At 68.1% G+C, this 15,897-nt stretch carries 15 protein-coding genes; 8 read left to right on the top strand and 7 right to left on the bottom strand.

Annotation, left to right across the window (positions count from 1 at the left end):
• Positions 1-27: 27 nt before the first annotated feature.
• The gene (locus FBY39_RS16700) at positions 28-3,051 is read right to left on the bottom strand and encodes a M14 family zinc carboxypeptidase (RefSeq protein ID WP_260837497.1); all 3,024 of its coding nucleotides are present in this window, start codon (positions 3,049-3,051) and stop codon (positions 28-30) included.
• A 409-nt stretch (positions 3,052-3,460) separates the two neighbouring features.
• Between FBY39_RS16700 and helR the strand changes: the two genes are divergently transcribed.
• Genes helR through FBY39_RS08625 form a run of 3 tightly spaced genes read left to right on the top strand, consistent with a single transcriptional unit; the run spans position 3,461 to position 6,692 of the window.
• A complete protein-coding gene (gene helR / locus FBY39_RS08615; protein WP_141931925.1) occupies positions 3,461-5,647 on the top strand; it encodes an RNA polymerase recycling motor ATPase HelR in 2,187 nt (728 codons plus the stop codon).
• A complete protein-coding gene (locus tag FBY39_RS08620; RefSeq protein ID WP_186337002.1) occupies positions 5,647-6,147 on the top strand; it encodes a GNAT family N-acetyltransferase in 501 nt (166 codons plus the stop codon). Before helR ends, FBY39_RS08620 begins: the two co-directional genes overlap by 1 nt.
• A 50-nt stretch (positions 6,148-6,197) precedes the next feature.
• Positions 6,198-6,692, top strand: a complete 495-nt coding sequence (locus tag FBY39_RS08625) for a bifunctional nuclease family protein (RefSeq protein WP_141931926.1) — start codon at positions 6,198-6,200, stop codon at positions 6,690-6,692.
• A 3-nt stretch (positions 6,693-6,695) separates the two neighbouring features.
• Here FBY39_RS08625 and FBY39_RS08630 read toward each other — a convergent pair whose 3' ends face one another.
• Together FBY39_RS08630 and FBY39_RS08635 are read right to left on the bottom strand one after the other, a co-directional pair.
• Entirely contained in the window at positions 6,696-7,427 is a 732-nt protein-coding gene (locus FBY39_RS08630; RefSeq protein WP_141931927.1) for a response regulator, read from the bottom strand.
• On the bottom strand, positions 7,424-8,710 hold the full coding sequence (locus FBY39_RS08635; protein ID WP_260837498.1) for an ATP-binding protein: 1,287 nt from the start codon (positions 8,708-8,710) through the stop codon (positions 7,424-7,426). The genes FBY39_RS08630 and FBY39_RS08635 overlap by 4 nt, the downstream gene beginning before the upstream one ends.
• A gap of 123 nt (positions 8,711-8,833) precedes the next feature.
• Here FBY39_RS08635 and FBY39_RS08640 point away from each other — a divergent pair, with 123 nt between their 5' ends.
• Genes FBY39_RS08640 through FBY39_RS08655 form a run of 4 tightly spaced genes read left to right on the top strand, consistent with a single transcriptional unit; the run spans position 8,834 to position 12,899 of the window.
• A complete protein-coding gene (locus FBY39_RS08640) occupies positions 8,834-9,814 on the top strand; it encodes a tripartite tricarboxylate transporter substrate binding protein (RefSeq protein WP_141931928.1) in 981 nt (326 codons plus the stop codon).
• A gap of 20 nt (positions 9,815-9,834) precedes the next feature.
• Positions 9,835-10,464 carry a tripartite tricarboxylate transporter TctB family protein gene (locus FBY39_RS08645; protein ID WP_141931929.1) on the top strand — a complete coding sequence of 210 codons (630 nt, stop codon included), beginning with the start codon at positions 9,835-9,837 and terminating at the stop codon, positions 10,462-10,464.
• Positions 10,452-12,002 (top strand): tripartite tricarboxylate transporter permease, encoded by a 1,551-nt coding sequence (locus tag FBY39_RS08650; RefSeq protein WP_141931930.1) that lies wholly within the window; start codon positions 10,452-10,454, stop codon positions 12,000-12,002. Before FBY39_RS08645 ends, FBY39_RS08650 begins: the two co-directional genes overlap by 13 nt.
• Before the next feature lie 39 nt (positions 12,003-12,041).
• On the top strand, positions 12,042-12,899 hold the full coding sequence (locus tag FBY39_RS08655) for a glycosyltransferase family 2 protein (protein WP_141931931.1): 858 nt from the start codon (positions 12,042-12,044) through the stop codon (positions 12,897-12,899).
• Between the two features lie 28 nt (positions 12,900-12,927).
• Here the strand turns inward: FBY39_RS08655 and FBY39_RS08660 are convergent, their stop codons facing one another.
• Both FBY39_RS08660 and FBY39_RS08665 read right to left on the bottom strand, forming a co-directional pair.
• Positions 12,928-13,251: a transcriptional regulator gene (locus FBY39_RS08660; RefSeq protein WP_141931932.1), complete on the bottom strand. Its 324-nt coding sequence runs from the start codon at positions 13,249-13,251 to the stop codon at positions 12,928-12,930.
• The gene (locus FBY39_RS08665) at positions 13,248-13,715 is read right to left on the bottom strand and encodes a hypothetical protein (RefSeq protein ID WP_141931933.1); all 468 of its coding nucleotides are present in this window, start codon (positions 13,713-13,715) and stop codon (positions 13,248-13,250) included. Before FBY39_RS08665 ends, FBY39_RS08660 begins: the two co-directional genes overlap by 4 nt.
• A gap of 113 nt (positions 13,716-13,828) precedes the next feature.
• Here FBY39_RS08665 and FBY39_RS08670 point away from each other — a divergent pair, with 113 nt between their 5' ends.
• Positions 13,829-14,443 (top strand): acetate uptake transporter family protein, encoded by a 615-nt coding sequence (locus tag FBY39_RS08670; RefSeq protein WP_141931934.1) that lies wholly within the window; start codon positions 13,829-13,831, stop codon positions 14,441-14,443.
• Between the two features lie 30 nt (positions 14,444-14,473).
• Here the strand turns inward: FBY39_RS08670 and FBY39_RS08675 are convergent, their stop codons facing one another.
• Both FBY39_RS08675 and FBY39_RS08680 read right to left on the bottom strand, forming a co-directional pair.
• Positions 14,474-14,761 carry a hypothetical protein gene (locus tag FBY39_RS08675; RefSeq protein ID WP_222115680.1) on the bottom strand — a complete coding sequence of 96 codons (288 nt, stop codon included), beginning with the start codon at positions 14,759-14,761 and terminating at the stop codon, positions 14,474-14,476.
• A gap of 29 nt (positions 14,762-14,790) precedes the next feature.
• On the bottom strand, positions 14,791-15,840 hold the full coding sequence (locus tag FBY39_RS08680) for an LLM class flavin-dependent oxidoreductase (protein ID WP_141931935.1): 1,050 nt from the start codon (positions 15,838-15,840) through the stop codon (positions 14,791-14,793).
• Positions 15,841-15,897: the final 57 nt, after the last annotated feature.

Raw genomic sequence — 15,897 nt, forward strand, 5'->3', positions numbered from 1 at the left:
TCGGCCGGCACCGCCCCAGTCGGGGGACTAGTTGAGGGTGAAGGTGAGCGTCTTGGCGTTGCCCGCGACGTCGTAGACGACGAGGGTGTTCACGCCGGAGACTCCGCCGAATGCACCGACCTTGACGAAGTTCAGATCAGACCACGCGTTGTTCGTGAGGTCTTTCATGACTCCGTTGAGGGTCAGCTTGTCGATCTTGCCCGCGTCGTTGAGCTTGAAGCTCACGAGCGAGTAGGTGCCGTTCGCGCCGACCGTCTCGTTCGCGCCCGTCTTGACCGTGACGTTCGGTGCCGTCGTGTCGATCGAGAAGGCGAACGTGCTGGTCTGCGAGATGAGTCCCTTCAGATCCTGCGCGTTGTACTTCACCGTGTAGTTGCCCTCGGGAAGCGTGACGGTCGCGCTGTGCGACGCGGCCTTCGCTCCACCGGCGGCGGTTTGCGTGGACTTCACGAGCGTGCCGTCCTTGTAGATGTTCGCCACGATCCGCTGGAGCCCGTGGTTGTCGGTCGCGTCGACCTTGACCTCGAGCTTCTGGAAAGGCCCTGCCGTGGTCGGCGACACCAGGGTCACCTGCGGCTTGGTCTTGTCCGTGATCGTGAAGGCGAACTGCTGGGTCTGCGACAGGTTGCCGGCGAGGTCACGCGTGTTGTAGCGCAGCGTGTAGTCGCCGAGCGGCAGGCCACCGTTCACGACGGTCGACAGGTCGATCGTGTGGGTCGCCGACGCGGCACCGTCCGCCTTGAGCTGCGTGCTCTTGAGGAGCGCGCCGTTCTGGTAGATGTTGCCGACGACGACATCCAGACCGGTCTCGGCGTCGCGGGCCTCCAGCACGAGCGAGTTAGCGTTGCCGTCGATCTCCGGAGAGGTCGGGCTCGTCAGCTCGATGACGGGCTTGGAGGTGTCCTGCGACTTCGAGTAGTCCAGCGCGACGCGCATGAGCTCGACGATGCCGTTGGCGTACTCCTGCGACTCGGGGTGAGCCGCCGCGCCGTTGGGGTTGTCGCTCTCGAAGGGGGGCTGGAACTGCGATCCCACTTCGAAGTTCCACGCGTAGATGCCGTACTTGTACCACATCATGTCGCCCGAGTTTCCGGCGGCCGAGTACAGCACGTCGACGATCGGACCCGTGCGGGCCGGCGTCACGGACAGCCCGCGGTAGCGCTTGATCTCCGAAAGGATGCGCTCCGACGACTCCCAGAAGTAGGCCTCGTCCTCAGCGCTCGGACGCGGAGCCGACTCGCGACCGGGCAGCTTGTACGCGCCAGGCGACCACATGAAGTAGTTGCCCGAGCTGTGGATGTTCATGGCGAACTTCAGCTTGGGGTTGTTCGCAGCGACCCAGTCGACGTTCCGCGACTCCGGCTCGCTGAGCTCCGACGGTCCCGCGTAGGTGTCGCTCGTGCACGACGACGATGCGCCCGAGTAGCCGTCCGTGAGGCTGTACGTGTCGTAGTTGCGGTTGACGTCCACGCCCCACGCGTTGCGGGCGTTGAAGTCGATCGACGTCGAGGTCGTCCCGTGGCAGTGGTTGGTCATGTTCCGGCGCTGCGACGCGTAGTCGTAGAACGAGTAGTGACCGCCGTCGGGGTTGACCGACGGGAGGATCCAGATGTCCAGGTTGTTGACGAGTTCCTTGACCTTGCCGTTGTGCGCGTAGTTGCGCAGGAGGCGCTCCGCGGTCTCGATCGTGACGAGCGGCGGCACCCATTCACGCGCGTGCTCCTGCGCGTAGGCGAGGACACCCGGCTTCGATCCGTCACGGACGGCGCCGATGCGGATCGCGTATACGGGGTGCGGGTCGCGCGACACGGATGCCGGAGCGTTGAGGCCGTCCGTCAGGGTGACGGTGCCCGCCACGACGACGGACGCGCCCGCGTTGCCGCGGTACGTGTACGCGTCGATGAGCTCGTGTGCGGCGGCGGACCCGTTGATCGCGGCCACGACGTCCGCCGCGGTGCTCGTGATCGCACCCGCTGCGTCGGTCGCAGGGTTGACGGTCACCGTGGTGCCCGTGACTCCGACCGACAGAGGAGCGTTCGCACCAGCGGGCTCGGCGATCGTGACGACGATGCCGTTGCCGCCTTCGTGTCCCCACGCGTGAGAGTCGATGCCGACGCGGTTGGCGTTGGACGTGCCGAGCACACCTTGGGCGAGGCGACGGTAGCCGTTGGTCTTGTAGGGCAGTTCGACGATCTCGGCGATCGAGGGGAACTCCGCCGCGAGGGCCTTGATGCGGTCGTAGAGCTCTGTCGGCGTCAGGTACGACGAGATGAAGTCGGTCTCGTAGTTGGGGCCGAAGACGTCGTCACCGTCGATGGGGAGCCAGTCGCTGACGGTCGCCTCGGCGGTCTGGCCGGTGGGGCTCGTGACGCGGACCTTGTCCGGGCGCGTCGTGACCGTCGTTGCTCCGCGGTGCTTGACGTAGACGCTCGCGTCGACGAATCGCGTGATGTTCTGCGTGCCGCCGGAGCCCATCTCGGTTCCCGGCCCGTTGTCGCGCTCGACGACCATCGGAGCCGTGTTGGTCTGGCCGTCGGCGAAACGCGCCTCGACGGACAGGTAGCCGACGCCGAACGAGGTGTAGTAGTCGGCCCGGAGGATTTCGACATCGGCGACGTTGGCCGCCATGCTCCGCGCCTGGAAGGCGAGGTTCTCGGCGACGGCCGCGGACCGGGTGGCTTCGCGCTCGGCGAGGACCTCCTGCGTGTCCTGTTCCGTGTAGAGAGCGGCTCCGAAGGTGAATCCCCGTGCTTCGAGCGCTTCGACCTGGCTCGGGGTGACGATGGCGCTCACCGTGAGCGACCCGTCGTCGTTCGTGTCGACGCCGTGGTCGAGGTCGATGCCGGTCGACACGAGGCGGTCGAGTTCGGACGTGTCGGGAACGGTGATCTCCATGACGCTGACAGCTTCGTCAGCCTCACGGAGGAGATCGAGGCGTTCTTCGTCCGTGCCGACGGCGGCACCGGGGGTGAGCGTGGACAGGAGCAGGCCTGCGAGGGCGGCCGCGACGGAGACACCTCCGACAGCTCTTCTTCTTCGTACTGCAGACAACAAAGTGCATCCCCTCTCTGGGCGCGCGTTCGTAGGACGGGCGAACTCGGAGTGGTGCGGAGGCGAATCGATGCAGACACTCCGACGTCGAGGCCGTGATCAACCGGGGGGTCGAGCGGGTCGCGGCGTGACCAATGTCTATCGGGTGGATAGATCCAGGTCAAGCGATTCTTGTGAATTGCCTGAAAGATGACGAGCGGAGTGCTTAGTCCGCATCGCCGAGCGCGGTCAAATTGTCGCGATGCGACAGCCGGATAGCGGCATCATGCCCGATGTCGACAACGATGGCGTCGACGCGGATGGCGGCGGTCACTCCCGGACACGACACGGGGATCTCTCGCCACTTTCAGGATATCGCCCGGGTGGGGGCTTGCCACAAGGCCCTGGTCCGGGTTGAGAATCGGTCCTCGTGACAACTCGTGAGACCACCGCCTTCGATCTTCCCGACCGGCTCGGGGCGAAACGCGCGCCCGCGCTCATCGCCGACGACGACGAGCACTTCGCCGCGATCGGCGAGGCGCTCGCTCTGTCCCGAGCAGAGACGGCGCGACGCATCGAGGACGCCCGTCGGCGACCGGCGGGATCCGGTGAGGGGGCGCTCGAACGGGATCTCGAGGTCCACCGGCTCTCCGCACAGCAGCGCACCCTCGAGCGCTACGGGCTCGACGTGTGCATCGGCCGGATGACACGCGCCGGCGTGGCGGACAGCGAGTCGTTCACGCGCGCCCCGCGGGTCTACATCGGTCGGACGGGCATGACGGATGCCGGGGGCCGGAGGCTCCTCGTCGACTGGCGGGCGCCCGCCGCGGAACCCTACTTCTCCGCGACGCCCGCCCGGCCGATGGGATTCGCCGCGCGGCGCCGCTACCGCTTCACCGGCGGGCGGGTGAGCGACTACTGGGACGAAGCGCTCACCGACGACATCGCCTCCACGGCGGCGCTCGATGACGAATCCGCCTTCATCGCGAGCCTCGGCGCTCAGAGGTCGCCGCAGATGCGTGACGTGCTGAGCACGGTGCAGGCCGACCAGGATGCCATCATCCGCGCCGATTCTCATGGTGCGCTCGTCGTCGACGGTGGCCCCGGCACGGGAAAGACGGTCGTCGCCCTTCATCGCGCCGCATACCTGTTGTACGCCGATCCGCGGCTCGCGCCAGGACGTGGCGGCATCCTCTTCATCGGTCCCCACGAGTCGTACCTCGCCTACGTCGCGGACGTGCTGCCGAGTCTGGGTGAAGAGAGTGTGCGGATGTGTACGCTGCGCGACCTCGTTCCCGAGGGTCGTCGAGCTGCCGTCGAGCACGACCCGCGCGTCGCGGTCCTCAAGGGCGATGCTCGGTGGACAGCAGTGATCGACGCTGCGCTCGGCCGCTTCGAGCAGCCGCCGAACGAGTCGGTCCTCATCGAGACGCCGTGGATGGATGTCACGCTCGACCCGGACGACTGGGCGGAAGCATTCGCCGCCGTCGAACGCGGCACTCCGCACGATGCCGCCCGTGAGGACATCGTCGCGACCCTCGCCGACATCATCGTGGACCGGATGCGAGCGGGACGATCGGCGCCGGGAGTCCGCCGCTATCTCGAGCGATCGGAGTTGCTGACGGACGCTCTCGACGCATGCTGGCCGCTTCTGGATGCCCCGGCCCTCGTCGCCTCGCTGTGGGCATCGCCGTCGTTCCTGCGAGCGTGCGCCCCCTGGCTGTCGGACGAAGACGCACGGCTGCTTCACCGCGACGACATCGGAGCTGCAGAGCCCGACCGGCACGCGTGGACCGTCGAGGATCTCCCGCTGCTCGATGCGGCGCGGGCGCGCGTCGGTGATCCGACCGCGGCGCTGCGCACCCGTCGTCGCGATGCCGAGCTGGCTGCGCGGCGCGAGGTGATGGACCGTGTCGTAGACGACCTCATCGCGGGCGACGACAGCGACCTCCAGCTCATGTCGATGCTGCGGGTCGAGGATGCGCAGTACTCGCTCGTCGACGATGCGGGTCTCGCGCAGGTCGACACAGGACGCTTCGACGGGCCGTACGCGCACATCGTGGTCGACGAAGCTCAGGAGCTCACGGATGCGCAGTGGCAGATGGTGCTCCGGCGCTGCCCGTCGAGAAGCGTCACGATCGTGGGCGACCGGGCGCAAGCGCGGAACGACTTCGCCGAGTCGTGGGAGAAGCGTCTCGCGCGCGTCGGATTCCCACACGTCGAGGTCGCGCATCTGACGGTCAACTACCGGACGCCGGAAGAAGTCACCGCCGTCGCCGAACCCGTCATCCGAGCCGCGATTCCCGACGCGAACGTGCCCGTTTCGGTGCGTCGGAGCGGTGTGCCGGTTCGGACGGCGCCGCGCGCCGATCTCGACGACATCGTCCAACAGTGGCTTGCGTCGCACGAGGACGGTATCGCGTGTGTCATCGGCGACCCCGCACAGGACGACAGCCCTCGCGTGCGGTCGCTCACCTCCGAGGGTGCGAAGGGCCTGGAGTTCGATCTCGTCGTGCTCGTCGACGACGGACGCGCCACGGCGGCCGACCGCTACGTGGCGATGACGCGCTCGACGCGAGAGCTCGTGATCGTCACCGACGCTACGCTCGAGGCGTGATGCCCCGCCAGATCGACGACGCCATTCTCCGTACCGCGCAGCCGGGCGACGAAGCCGGCATCCTCTCCTGTATCCACGGCCTCGCCGAGTACGAACGCGAACCCGACGCCGTCGAGAACACGGTCGAGATGCTCACCGAGACGCTCTTCGGTGAGGCCCCCGCGGCGTTCGCGCACGTCGTCGAGCGCGACGGTGCGATCGTGGGGATCGCCCTGTGGTTCCTGACGTATTCGACCTGGACGGGTCGACACGGCATCTGGCTCGAGGACCTCTTCGTCGATGAGAGTCAGCGCGGCCGCAGCTACGGTCGGGCGCTCATCGGTTCTCTTGCCCAGGTGTGCCTCGAGCGGGGCTACTCTCGCCTCGAATGGACCGTGCTCGACTGGAACGAGCTCGCGATCGGCTTCTACCGCTCCATCGGGGCGACGCCCATGGACGAATGGACGACGCAGCGTCTCACGGGCGACGCGCTGGAACGATTCGCCCGCAGCGCGGGATAGACCGATCTAGGCTGGCGGGAGCGAATGGCGTCAGGCGAAGGAGGAACGTCATGCCCCAGGTCCGCATCGCCGGAGTGGCGCTCGACGAGTCCGGCCAGCACGTTCTGCTGCTGAAGCCCATCGACCAGCTTCCGGGCGCGGGACGTATGCTCCCGATCTGGGTCGGCGCCCTCGAGGCGACCTCGATCCTCATCGCGATCGAAGGTGCTGCGACGCCCCGTCCCCTCGCGCACGACCTCATGAAGGAGATGCTGGCGACGCTCGAGGCGACACTCGAGCGCGCAGAGGTGACGCGCATCGACGATGGGACGTACTACGCCGAGCTGACGCTCGCGACGCCGCACGGCATCCGCACGATCGACGCCCGTCCCTCGGATGCCATCGCCCTGGCCGCGCGGGTCAACGCGCCGATGTGGGTCTCGGACAGTGTCATGGAGGATGCTGGTGTGCCCGACCTCATGGCGGACGAGACCGAGACCGAGGAGAGCGTCGAGGAGTTCACGCGCTTCCTGAACGAGGTCGACCCCGACGACTTCCGCGGCTGAGGCTCACCCCGGGGCGCGGCGGTAGAGCACCTCGGGTCGTCCGCGCGCGCCGAAGCGATGCGACGTCGTGACGAGGCCGCGCGCGATGAGGTGGTCGAGGTATCGACGGACGGTCGCGCGCGACGCGCCCGAGGCGTCGGCGATCGCTCGCACGCTGATCGGCGTCGACGGGTGCAACGCGGCGAGGATGAGCTGGAGGGTCGCGAGGGAGAGTCCTTTGGGGAGGGCTTCCGGACTCGCCGCAGCCGGATCCGTGCGAGCTTGAGGCGCGAGTCCGGCGAGTCCGGCGAGGCCGACGAGTCCGTCGATCTCGCCCTGCGCCAACCCGACGCTGACTTCGCGCGGGCGGTCGCCCCGCGCGCGGCGATACTCGCCGAGGCGGTCCGCGAACGCTTCACGGGTGAAGGGCTTCACGAGGTAGCCCGCGACGTGCGCGGCGGCGGCCTGGCGGATCGTGAAGGCGTCGCGTGCGGAGCTGATGACGAAGACGTCGACCTCCCAGTCGCGCAGCATCCGTATGCGGTGGAGCACCTCGATGCCGCTGAAGTCGGGGAGATTCATGTCGAGGAGGACGAGATCGACGCCGCTCGTCGTCGCGAGTTCCGCTCCCGCGCGCCCCGTCCGGGCGGTCCCGACGAGCACGAACCCTTCGAGCCCCGCGAGGTAGGACGAGTGGAGCCTCAGGACGGCGGGGTCGTCGTCGACGAGCACGACCCGGATGGTGGAATCCGTCATCGCCTCACCCCCGGCGCGGGCATCTCGACGGTGAATCGCGCACCGCCGAGGTCAGACGTCCCCACCGTGACGTCGCCGGATCGCGCGCGCACGTGACGTCGAACGAGATCGAGCCCGACACCGCGGTCGCCGCCCGACTTGCTCGACACTCCGCGCTGGAAGATCCGCGCGAGGTCGGAGGGCTCGATCCCCGGTCCATCGTCCGAGACGTCGATCACGATGCCGTGTTCGTCAGCACCCACGAAGACCTGCACGCGACCTTCCGGGGAGACGGCCTCGAGCGCGTTGCGGCAGAGGTTCGCGATGACGCTGAAATCCCCGTCGTCGAGGATGCCCCTCGGAGCGGACGACGCGGGATCGACGTCCAGGCGCACCCCGCGAGCCGTCGCGTCGGCGCTGAGGCCGTCGAGGAGGGCGCGAAGCGCGGGGTCGTCGAGGGAGAGGAGGCGGGGCGAGAAGACGCCGTGCCCGTCGGCGGAAGGGCCTCCTGACGAGTCGACTGGCACGATTCCGCCGATGTACTCGAGTGCCTCGGTCGTCTCGCCGTCGGCGACGAGGCCGCGGATGACGTGAAGACGCGTGTGGAACTCGTGCGTCTGGTCGCGCAGAGCCGCCGCGATGAGCCGCTGCGTCTCGAGTTCTCGGACGCCGCGCTCGAGCCGCCGCAGCCGACGCCCGACGAACGCCGTGATCACGCCGCTCAGCCCGAAGCCGACGACGAGCGAGCCGACGACCCAGGGCAACAGCCCGCGGACGGCGGCGTCGAAGGCAGTGGAGATGTCGCTCTCGAGGATGCCGACAGAGGCGGTTCCGACGATGGTCGAACCGTCGACGACGGGCACCTTCGCCCGCAGCGTGGGCCCGAGCGTGCCGATCTCTGTGCCCACGAAGGTCTCGCCGGCGAGCACCTCGCTCGGATCGGTCGATACCGGGAGCCCGCGCTCGGACGGTGTCGGGTGAGTGAGTCGGATGCCCGCGGCATCCGTCACGACGACGTAGTCGACGCCGGCCGCCTCTTCGATGAGGTCGGCGAGCGGCTGCAGTTCGCGCATCGCGGCATCCCTGTCGCCTTGCACGGCGGACTTCACCTGCGCGAGACCGGCGAGGCTCTCCGACACGTCGAGGACGCGCTCGGCCGTCGCCGAACGGATGCTGCGCTCCTGCACGGCGATCGCGATGACGGTTGTGACGAGGACGCACACGAGGACGACGGCGAACTGGACGACGAGGAGCATCGCCAGGCGCGTCCGCGTCGGCGGACTCGATGCGGCGGGCGTCGTCATCGACACCTCCTCGGCGTGAGCATCAAAGAGCGCAAATCGAAAAGGGCCGCACCTCTCGGTGGACCCGGTGTCATCCTACTCTCCACATCTGCCGCACAACGAGGTCGAAGCAGGAGGACGGACATGCGTCGCAGGATCACGGGAACGATCGTGGGGGTGGTCGCCGCCGCGCTCTTCGTCGTCGCGGCGGTCAACGCCAGCGCGACGGGCGGTGCCGCAAGCCCGCGCACGAAGCTCACCCTCGTGGCTCCCGCTGCCCCCGGCGGCGGATGGGACGCGTTCGCCCGGGAGGCACAGCAGGTTCTCCGCACCGACGGCATCGTCAGCGCCGTGCAGGTCATGAACGTGCCGGGTGCATCGGGGACGATCGGTCTCGGTCAGGTCGCCGAGATGGGCGACCGCCACGATCTCATGCTCGTCACCGGAGGAGTCATGGTCGGCGGAATCGTCATCAACGGTTCCACGGTGACCCTCGAGGACGTCACCCCGATCGCGCGGCTCGCCGACGACTTCAACGTCCTCGTCGTGCCGGGCGATTCCCCCTACGAGACCCTCGACGACTTCACGGCGGCGCTCGCGGAGAACCCGGGCGGGACGGCGATCGCGGGCGGTTCGCTCGGAGGGATCGACCACCTCTTGGCAGGCATGCTGGCCCGCGAGGTGGGGGTCGATCCTGCCGAGGTCAACTATCTCGCCTATCCCGGAGGTGGCGAGGTCGTCACGTCGATCCTGTCCCACACGGCGCACGCGGGCCTGTCGGGCTACAACGAGTTCCGCGATCAGATCGCGTCGGGCAACCTCCGTGCTCTTGCGGTGTCCGCGCCGGAGCCGATCGACGGCATCGAGGTCGAGACGTTCATCGAACAGGGGGTCGATGTCGCGATGTCCAACTGGCGCGGCTATGTCGCCCCGCCGGGCATCAGCGACGAGGTGCGGGACGACCTCATCGCCATCGCGACCGAGCTGCGCGAGACGACGGCCTGGGAGGACGTGCTCGCGCGTAACAACTGGGTCGACAGTTTCATGGTGGGCGACGAGTTCGCGGAGTTCATCGGAACCGAGACAGAGCGGACGGAAGAGATCATGACGGAGTTGGGACTGTGAGCGTCCAGGAGCCGTCGTCGATGACGACAGGGACGCTCCGGGTCGTGCGCACACCGCGCTGGTACACGGGACGCAGCGAGCTGATCGTCGTCGCGGGCGTCATCCTCCTCGCGTCTCTCCTCACGTGGGGGACGCTGGCGATGGAGGTACCGGACGGGACGGCGTTCCCCGGCCCCCAGTTCTTCCCCACGATCGTCGTCGTCTTCCTCTACGGCGTCGGCATTGCGCTCGCGATCGACGTGCTGCGCCGCCCGCAGCGAGCCCACGTCGCCGATGATCCGACCGAGATCTCCAACGAGATGCTCGAAGACTTCGGCGCGATCGACGCGACCAGCGAGATCCGCGTGGTATCTCCCGAAGACGTCGTCCCCGTCGGGCAGGTCCCGGCGTCGCGCGTCGATTGGCGCACGCTCCTCATCGTCGTCGGGGGGCTCGCCGGGTTCATCCTCGTGCTGCCGATCGCGGGCTGGCTCCTGTCGGCCGCGGCGCTCTTCTGGATCATCGCGTTCGCGTTCGGCAGTCGCCGACCCCTCATGGACATCGCGATCGCCGTCATCACCTCGTCCGTCGTCCAACTCGCGTTCGGAGCGGGCCTCGGTCTGCCGCTTCCCGCCGGCATCCTGGAAGGAGTGGCACCGTGGATCAGCTGACTCACCTCATGGAGGGCTTCGCAGTCGCCTTCACGCCGCAGAACCTCCTCTTCCTCGTCATCGGTGCCGTCCTCGGCACGGCGGTCGGTGTCCTCCCGGGGCTCGGCTCCGCGATGGCCGTCGCACTCCTTCTCCCCGTCACCTTCAGCCTCGATCCGACCGGCGCGTTCATCATGTTCGCGAGCATCTACTTCGGCGGTCTTTTCGGGGACTCCACCTCCGGCATCCTCCTCAACACCCCCGGGAACTCCTCCGCGATCGCCACGACGTTCGAGGGCCATCGCATGGCGAAGGACGGGCGCGCCGCCAAGGCGCTCGGCACGTCGGCGATCGGCGCCTTCATCGGCGGCACGATCGCGTGCGTGCTCGTCGTCTTCTTCTCGCCGTTCATCGTTCAGCTCGCGACGGTCTTCGGTCCTGCCGAGTATTTCGCGCTCGCCGTCTTCGCCTTCATCGCGATCTCGGCCGTCGTCGCCGACTCGATCGTGCGCGGCCTCGTCTCCTTGGGTCTCGGCTTCGCGCTGGCGATGGTCGGCATCGACGCCATGACGGGCGCGGAACGCTTCACGCTGGGAAGCCCCGTCCTCTTCGACGGGATCTCGATCATCGTCATCACGGTGGGCCTCCTCGCGGTGGGCGAGGTCCTGCACGTGGCATCCCACATCCGTCGTTCCGACGGCCCCGGCACGCTCGTCCGCCCGTCGGGGTCGCCGCTTCTCTCGCTGCGGGAGTGGCGGCAGGCGCTCCCGGCCTTCCTCCGTGGGACGGCGTTCGGTGTGCCGTTCGGAGCGATCCCGGTGGGGGGATCGGAAGTGCCGACCTTCCTCGCGTACGGCACGGAGAAGCGGCTCGCGCGGCGCCGGGGTGACACGGACTTCGGCAGCCGTGGTGCGATCCAGGGTGTCGCCGCGCCGGAAGCGGCGGGCAACGCGACGGCGGGTTCGGCGATGGGCGCACTCCTCGGCCTCGGACTTCCGACGTCGGCGACCGCCGCCATGATGATCGCCGCCTTCCAGCAGTACGGGATGCAGCCGGGCCCACTCCTCTTCGAGCGCAGCGGTGACCTCGTGTGGCCGCTGCTCGCGAGCCTCTTCCTGGGGCTCATCATCCTTCTCATCATCAACCTGCCATTCGCGGCGGTGTGGGCGAAGCTGCTCCTCATCCCGCGCCACTACCTCTACGCGGGCATCACGGTCGTCTCGATGCTCGGCATCTACGCGATCGCGTCGCGTGTCGTCGACCTCTGGATGGCGCTCGCGATCGGCATCGTCGGTTTCGGGATGCGGCACTTCTCGCTGCCGCTCGCTCCGGTCCTGATCGCGGCGATCCTGGGTCCCATGGCCGAGACGCAGCTCCGTCGCGCCCTCGCGGTCTCGGAAGGGGATCCCGGCATCCTCGTGTCGTCGCCGATCACGATCGTGCTGTACGCACTGCTCGCTGTGACAGTCGCGATCAGTGTCCTGCAGCACGTGCGGCACGCGGCGCGCGAGCGGTCGCGGCGGGCTCCGATGCGCGAGCGCGAGAAGCTCGATGCGTGAGTCGGCGGGATCGGCGCGGCATCCCGATAGTGTCGCCTCATGAGCGAACGACCGACCGTCTCCCTCGTCATCCCCGCCTACAACGAGGAACTGACGATCCGGCAGTGCCTCATCGCGGCGATCGAGCAGACGGAGCCGCTCGACGAGATCGTCGTCGTCGACAATCGGTCGACGGACGATACCCGAGGCGCAGTGGAGAAGATGATCGCGGCCTTCCCCGAAGCCGGCATCCGCCTGATCTCGCAGGACGAGGAGCAGGGGATCACGCCCACGCGGAATGCAGGGTTCGACGCCGCGACGGGAGAGATCATCGGGCGCATCGATTCCGACTCGATGCTGCACCCCGATTGGGCGGAGCAGGTGCGCAACGCGTTTCTCGCGGAGCCCGACGTCGGGGCCTTGAGCGGTCCCGTCGACTACTACGACATGCCCATGCGCGCCTTCGGTCTCCACGCCGACGATTCCGTCCGCAAGGTCACCGCCAAGCTCGCGGGCAAGTACGTCTTCCTCTTCGGCAGCAACATGGCGCTCCGCGCGAGCGCGTGGGCGGTCGTCCGCGACAAGGTGTGCCCGGATCGCGAGGACCTCATGCACGAGGACCTCGACCTGTCGGTGCACCTCGCTCTCGAGGGAATCAAGGTGGGATACGCGCCCGGCATGATCGCGGGCATCTCCGCGCGCCGCCTCGACACGTCCCCGCGCGACTACCTCTTCTACGTCGAACGTTTCGAGCGCACGTACCGCGCACACGGCATCCACGATGTCGGCGCGCTGACCCCGATGGCGGTGCTGATCGGGATCTACCCGGGTCTTCACGTGCAGCGGGCGATCGCGGCACGCCTCCACCCCGATGAGCAGCGGAGCCAGGCGTCCGCTCACCATGAGCTGACCGACTAGGGCCGGAACGCCACCGCGCTTGTCGCGGCTATCCGCCCTCGACGATGCGGGCGAGCGCGGCGAGGTGAGCTTCGAGCGCGATCCTGCCCTCGGCCGACAACGACACCCACGTGAATCGTCGGGCATCGGTGCGCGTCGACGAGGCCTCCTTGCGCACAGTGACAAGGCCGGCATCCGCGAGCACCTTCATGTTCTTCGACAGGTTGGCGTCGCTCTGACCGAGCGTGTCACGGATGACAGCGAACTCCAGTTCCGAGACGTTGCGCAGAAGACCGCAGATGCGAAGGCGAACGGGTGAGTGGATGATCTCGTTGAAGGCGGGGGGTGGGGACGGGCGGGACTCGACGCTCATGTCTTCGCGCCACCGCCCGCGAGTTCGAGCCGCAGCGCGGCGTCATAGCGACGCCCCAGCACGATCGTCGCGAAGAGGACGACGCCGGCCGGGAGCAGGCCCCACCACGCGGACTGCTCGGTAGCTCGGATGGCGAGCGCGGCCACCATCCCCGCGGCGAGCACGATGAGGGTGGTGACGAGGAGTCTCCGCGTACGTGGCCCGACCGGGCTGCTCGCCGAGACTCCGTAGCGGCGCGTGTAGGTCGTGGTGATCACGGGAAGCGACACGATCCCCGCGACGACGAGTCCGATCGAGAGGGGCGCGGGGAGGGTCTGCGACATCACGATCGTTGCGACGACCAGGCCGAGGGTGAGGTGGTACCACCAGGGTGTGACGACGCGGGTCGCGAGCGATGCGCCGTCAGCGGTGAGGCCGTCGAGGATCGCGCGGGCTTCGGATGGTGAAGGCTGGTCACTTTCCATAGAGGAAAGTGTACGAATCACTTGCTGATATGGAAAGTGAGTGCTCGGGAGGTCTGTAATAGTCACGGCCCGCGCACGAGATGAGGACCGCACCGGTGCACTAGCGTCGCAGTGTGTCGACGGCATCCGCTCCGCGCTTCGGTCTCCCCGCACGTACGGCCGACCCCGGCCTCATCGGTCTGCTGGGGTTCGCCATCGCGACCTTCACGGCGCAGCTTGCCCACTTGGGGGTGCAGGACGAGAGCGCGGTCTTCTGGGTCGGCGCGATCTTCGGCGGTGTCGTGCAGATCGTCGCGGGGATGCTCTCGTTCGCGATCGGCGACGACTTCCACTTCCTCGTGTACAACGCCTTCGGCTGGTACTGGCTCTGCATGCCGGGATTCCTCCTCGGCGGCGAACTCGGCTTCTTCGAAGTGGCAGGGCCCGCGCGCGGCGTCTTCACGCTGATGTTCGCGGGGCTCGCACTCCTCTTCGCGCTCCCTGGCGCGACGCACAATTCGGTCTTGCCGGTGACGCTGCTGTGCGTCTCGGCGGGCCTCGCACTGCAGTCCGCCTCGGCGTTCGGAGCCGCGCCGGGCTTCGGCGCCGCGGGCTCGGTCGCCCTCATCCTGGCATCCGCGCTGGCGACCTACATGCTCGCCGAGAAGTTCATCCGGAGGACGATGGGACGCATCGTCCTCCCGCTCGGGCGCCCGTGGCTCCGCGGCTCGACCGACTCGGAGTCCTGAAGCGGGGTCGCGCCGGCTTCGTTGACGGGATCAGAGGTATCCCGTTGTCGGATCGATCGAGGCGAGGAAATCACGGATCGCGGTCTCATGGTGCTCGTGACTCTCTCGCCCGGAGCCGGACGAGCTGAAGCCATAGCCGGGGTTGGGGCCGGAGATCCAGTCGTAGTGGACGGAACCGTCGTCGTCGCGCCTTCGGACCGTGAACGTCTCGCCGTCGACCTCGAACGTCCCGATCTCGGTATAGGTCGACGGGTTCGGGAGAGCGGAGGACGGGACGTAGATCACGTCGTCCTCCGCGGCATCCCGTCGGCTGTTCATCTGCACGACCCTACCGAGGTGCGCAGCGATCACACGGACGCGGTCGCGGTGCGCTCCGTGTTGGGCACCCAGCCGAGCGACGGCGCGACGTACTTCGCGAACGACTCGACGACGCGCAGGTTGAACGCGACACCCAGCTGGCTCGGGATCGTGAGCATGAGGGTGTCGGCCGTCTGGATCGCGGCGTCGCCGAGGAGCTGCTCGACGAGGGCGTCGGGCTCGGCGGCATACGTCTTGCCGAACGTCGAGCGCATGCCGTCGATGATGCCGATCTGGTCGCCGTCCTGACGTCCGCCGAAGTACATGTGGTCCTCGGCCGTCGTGAGCGGGAAGATCGAGCGGCTCACCGACACGCGAGGCTCGCCCGCGTGGCCGGCGTCGCGCCACGCATCGCGGAAAGCATCGATCTGCTCGGCCTGGAGGATGTCGAAGGGGCGACCATCCGCGGAGGTGAGGAGGGTCGACGACATGAGGTTGACCCCGATGCGTCCCGCCCACTCGGCCGAGTCGCGGTTGCCGGCGCCCCACCAGATGCGCGAACGGAGACCCGGTGAGTGGGGCTCGATCCCCTGCATGCCCGAACCGCCGCCGAAGGGCGACGACGCGTCACGCTCGGCGAGTCCCTCACCGTCGATGGCGCGAAGGAAGAGGTCGAAGTGCTCGCGGGCGAGGTCGGCACCGCGAGGGTCCTGAGCGCCCGTGTAGCCGAACGCCTCGTAGCCGCGCACGACGGTCTCGGGTGACCCGCGGCTCACGCCGAGAGCGAGTCGTCCGTCCGAGATGAGGTCGACGGATGCCGCCTCCTCGGCCAGGTACAGAGGGTTCTCGTACCGCATGTCGATGACGCCCGTGCCGACCTCGATGCGGCTCGTCTTCGCCGCGATCGCCGCGAGGAGCGGCATGGGGGAGGACTGCTGGCGCGCGAAGTGGTGGACGCGGAAGTAGGCGCCGTTGACGCCGAGCTCATCCATACCCTGCGCGAGATCGATGGCCTGAAGCATCGAGTCTTTCGCGGTGAGCTGTCGGCCACCGCCGAGGGGGCCGTAGTGGCCGAAGGAGAGGGTTCCGAATCGCTGCATGACAGGTCCAACCGTACGCCGGTCGTGTGCATTCCGCTGAATGGACAATTGGCGCGC

Origin of the sequence: Microbacterium sp. SLBN-146, assembly GCF_006715145.1 — a bacterium.
In the GTDB taxonomy this organism is placed as follows: domain Bacteria; phylum Actinomycetota; class Actinomycetes; order Actinomycetales; family Microbacteriaceae; genus Microbacterium.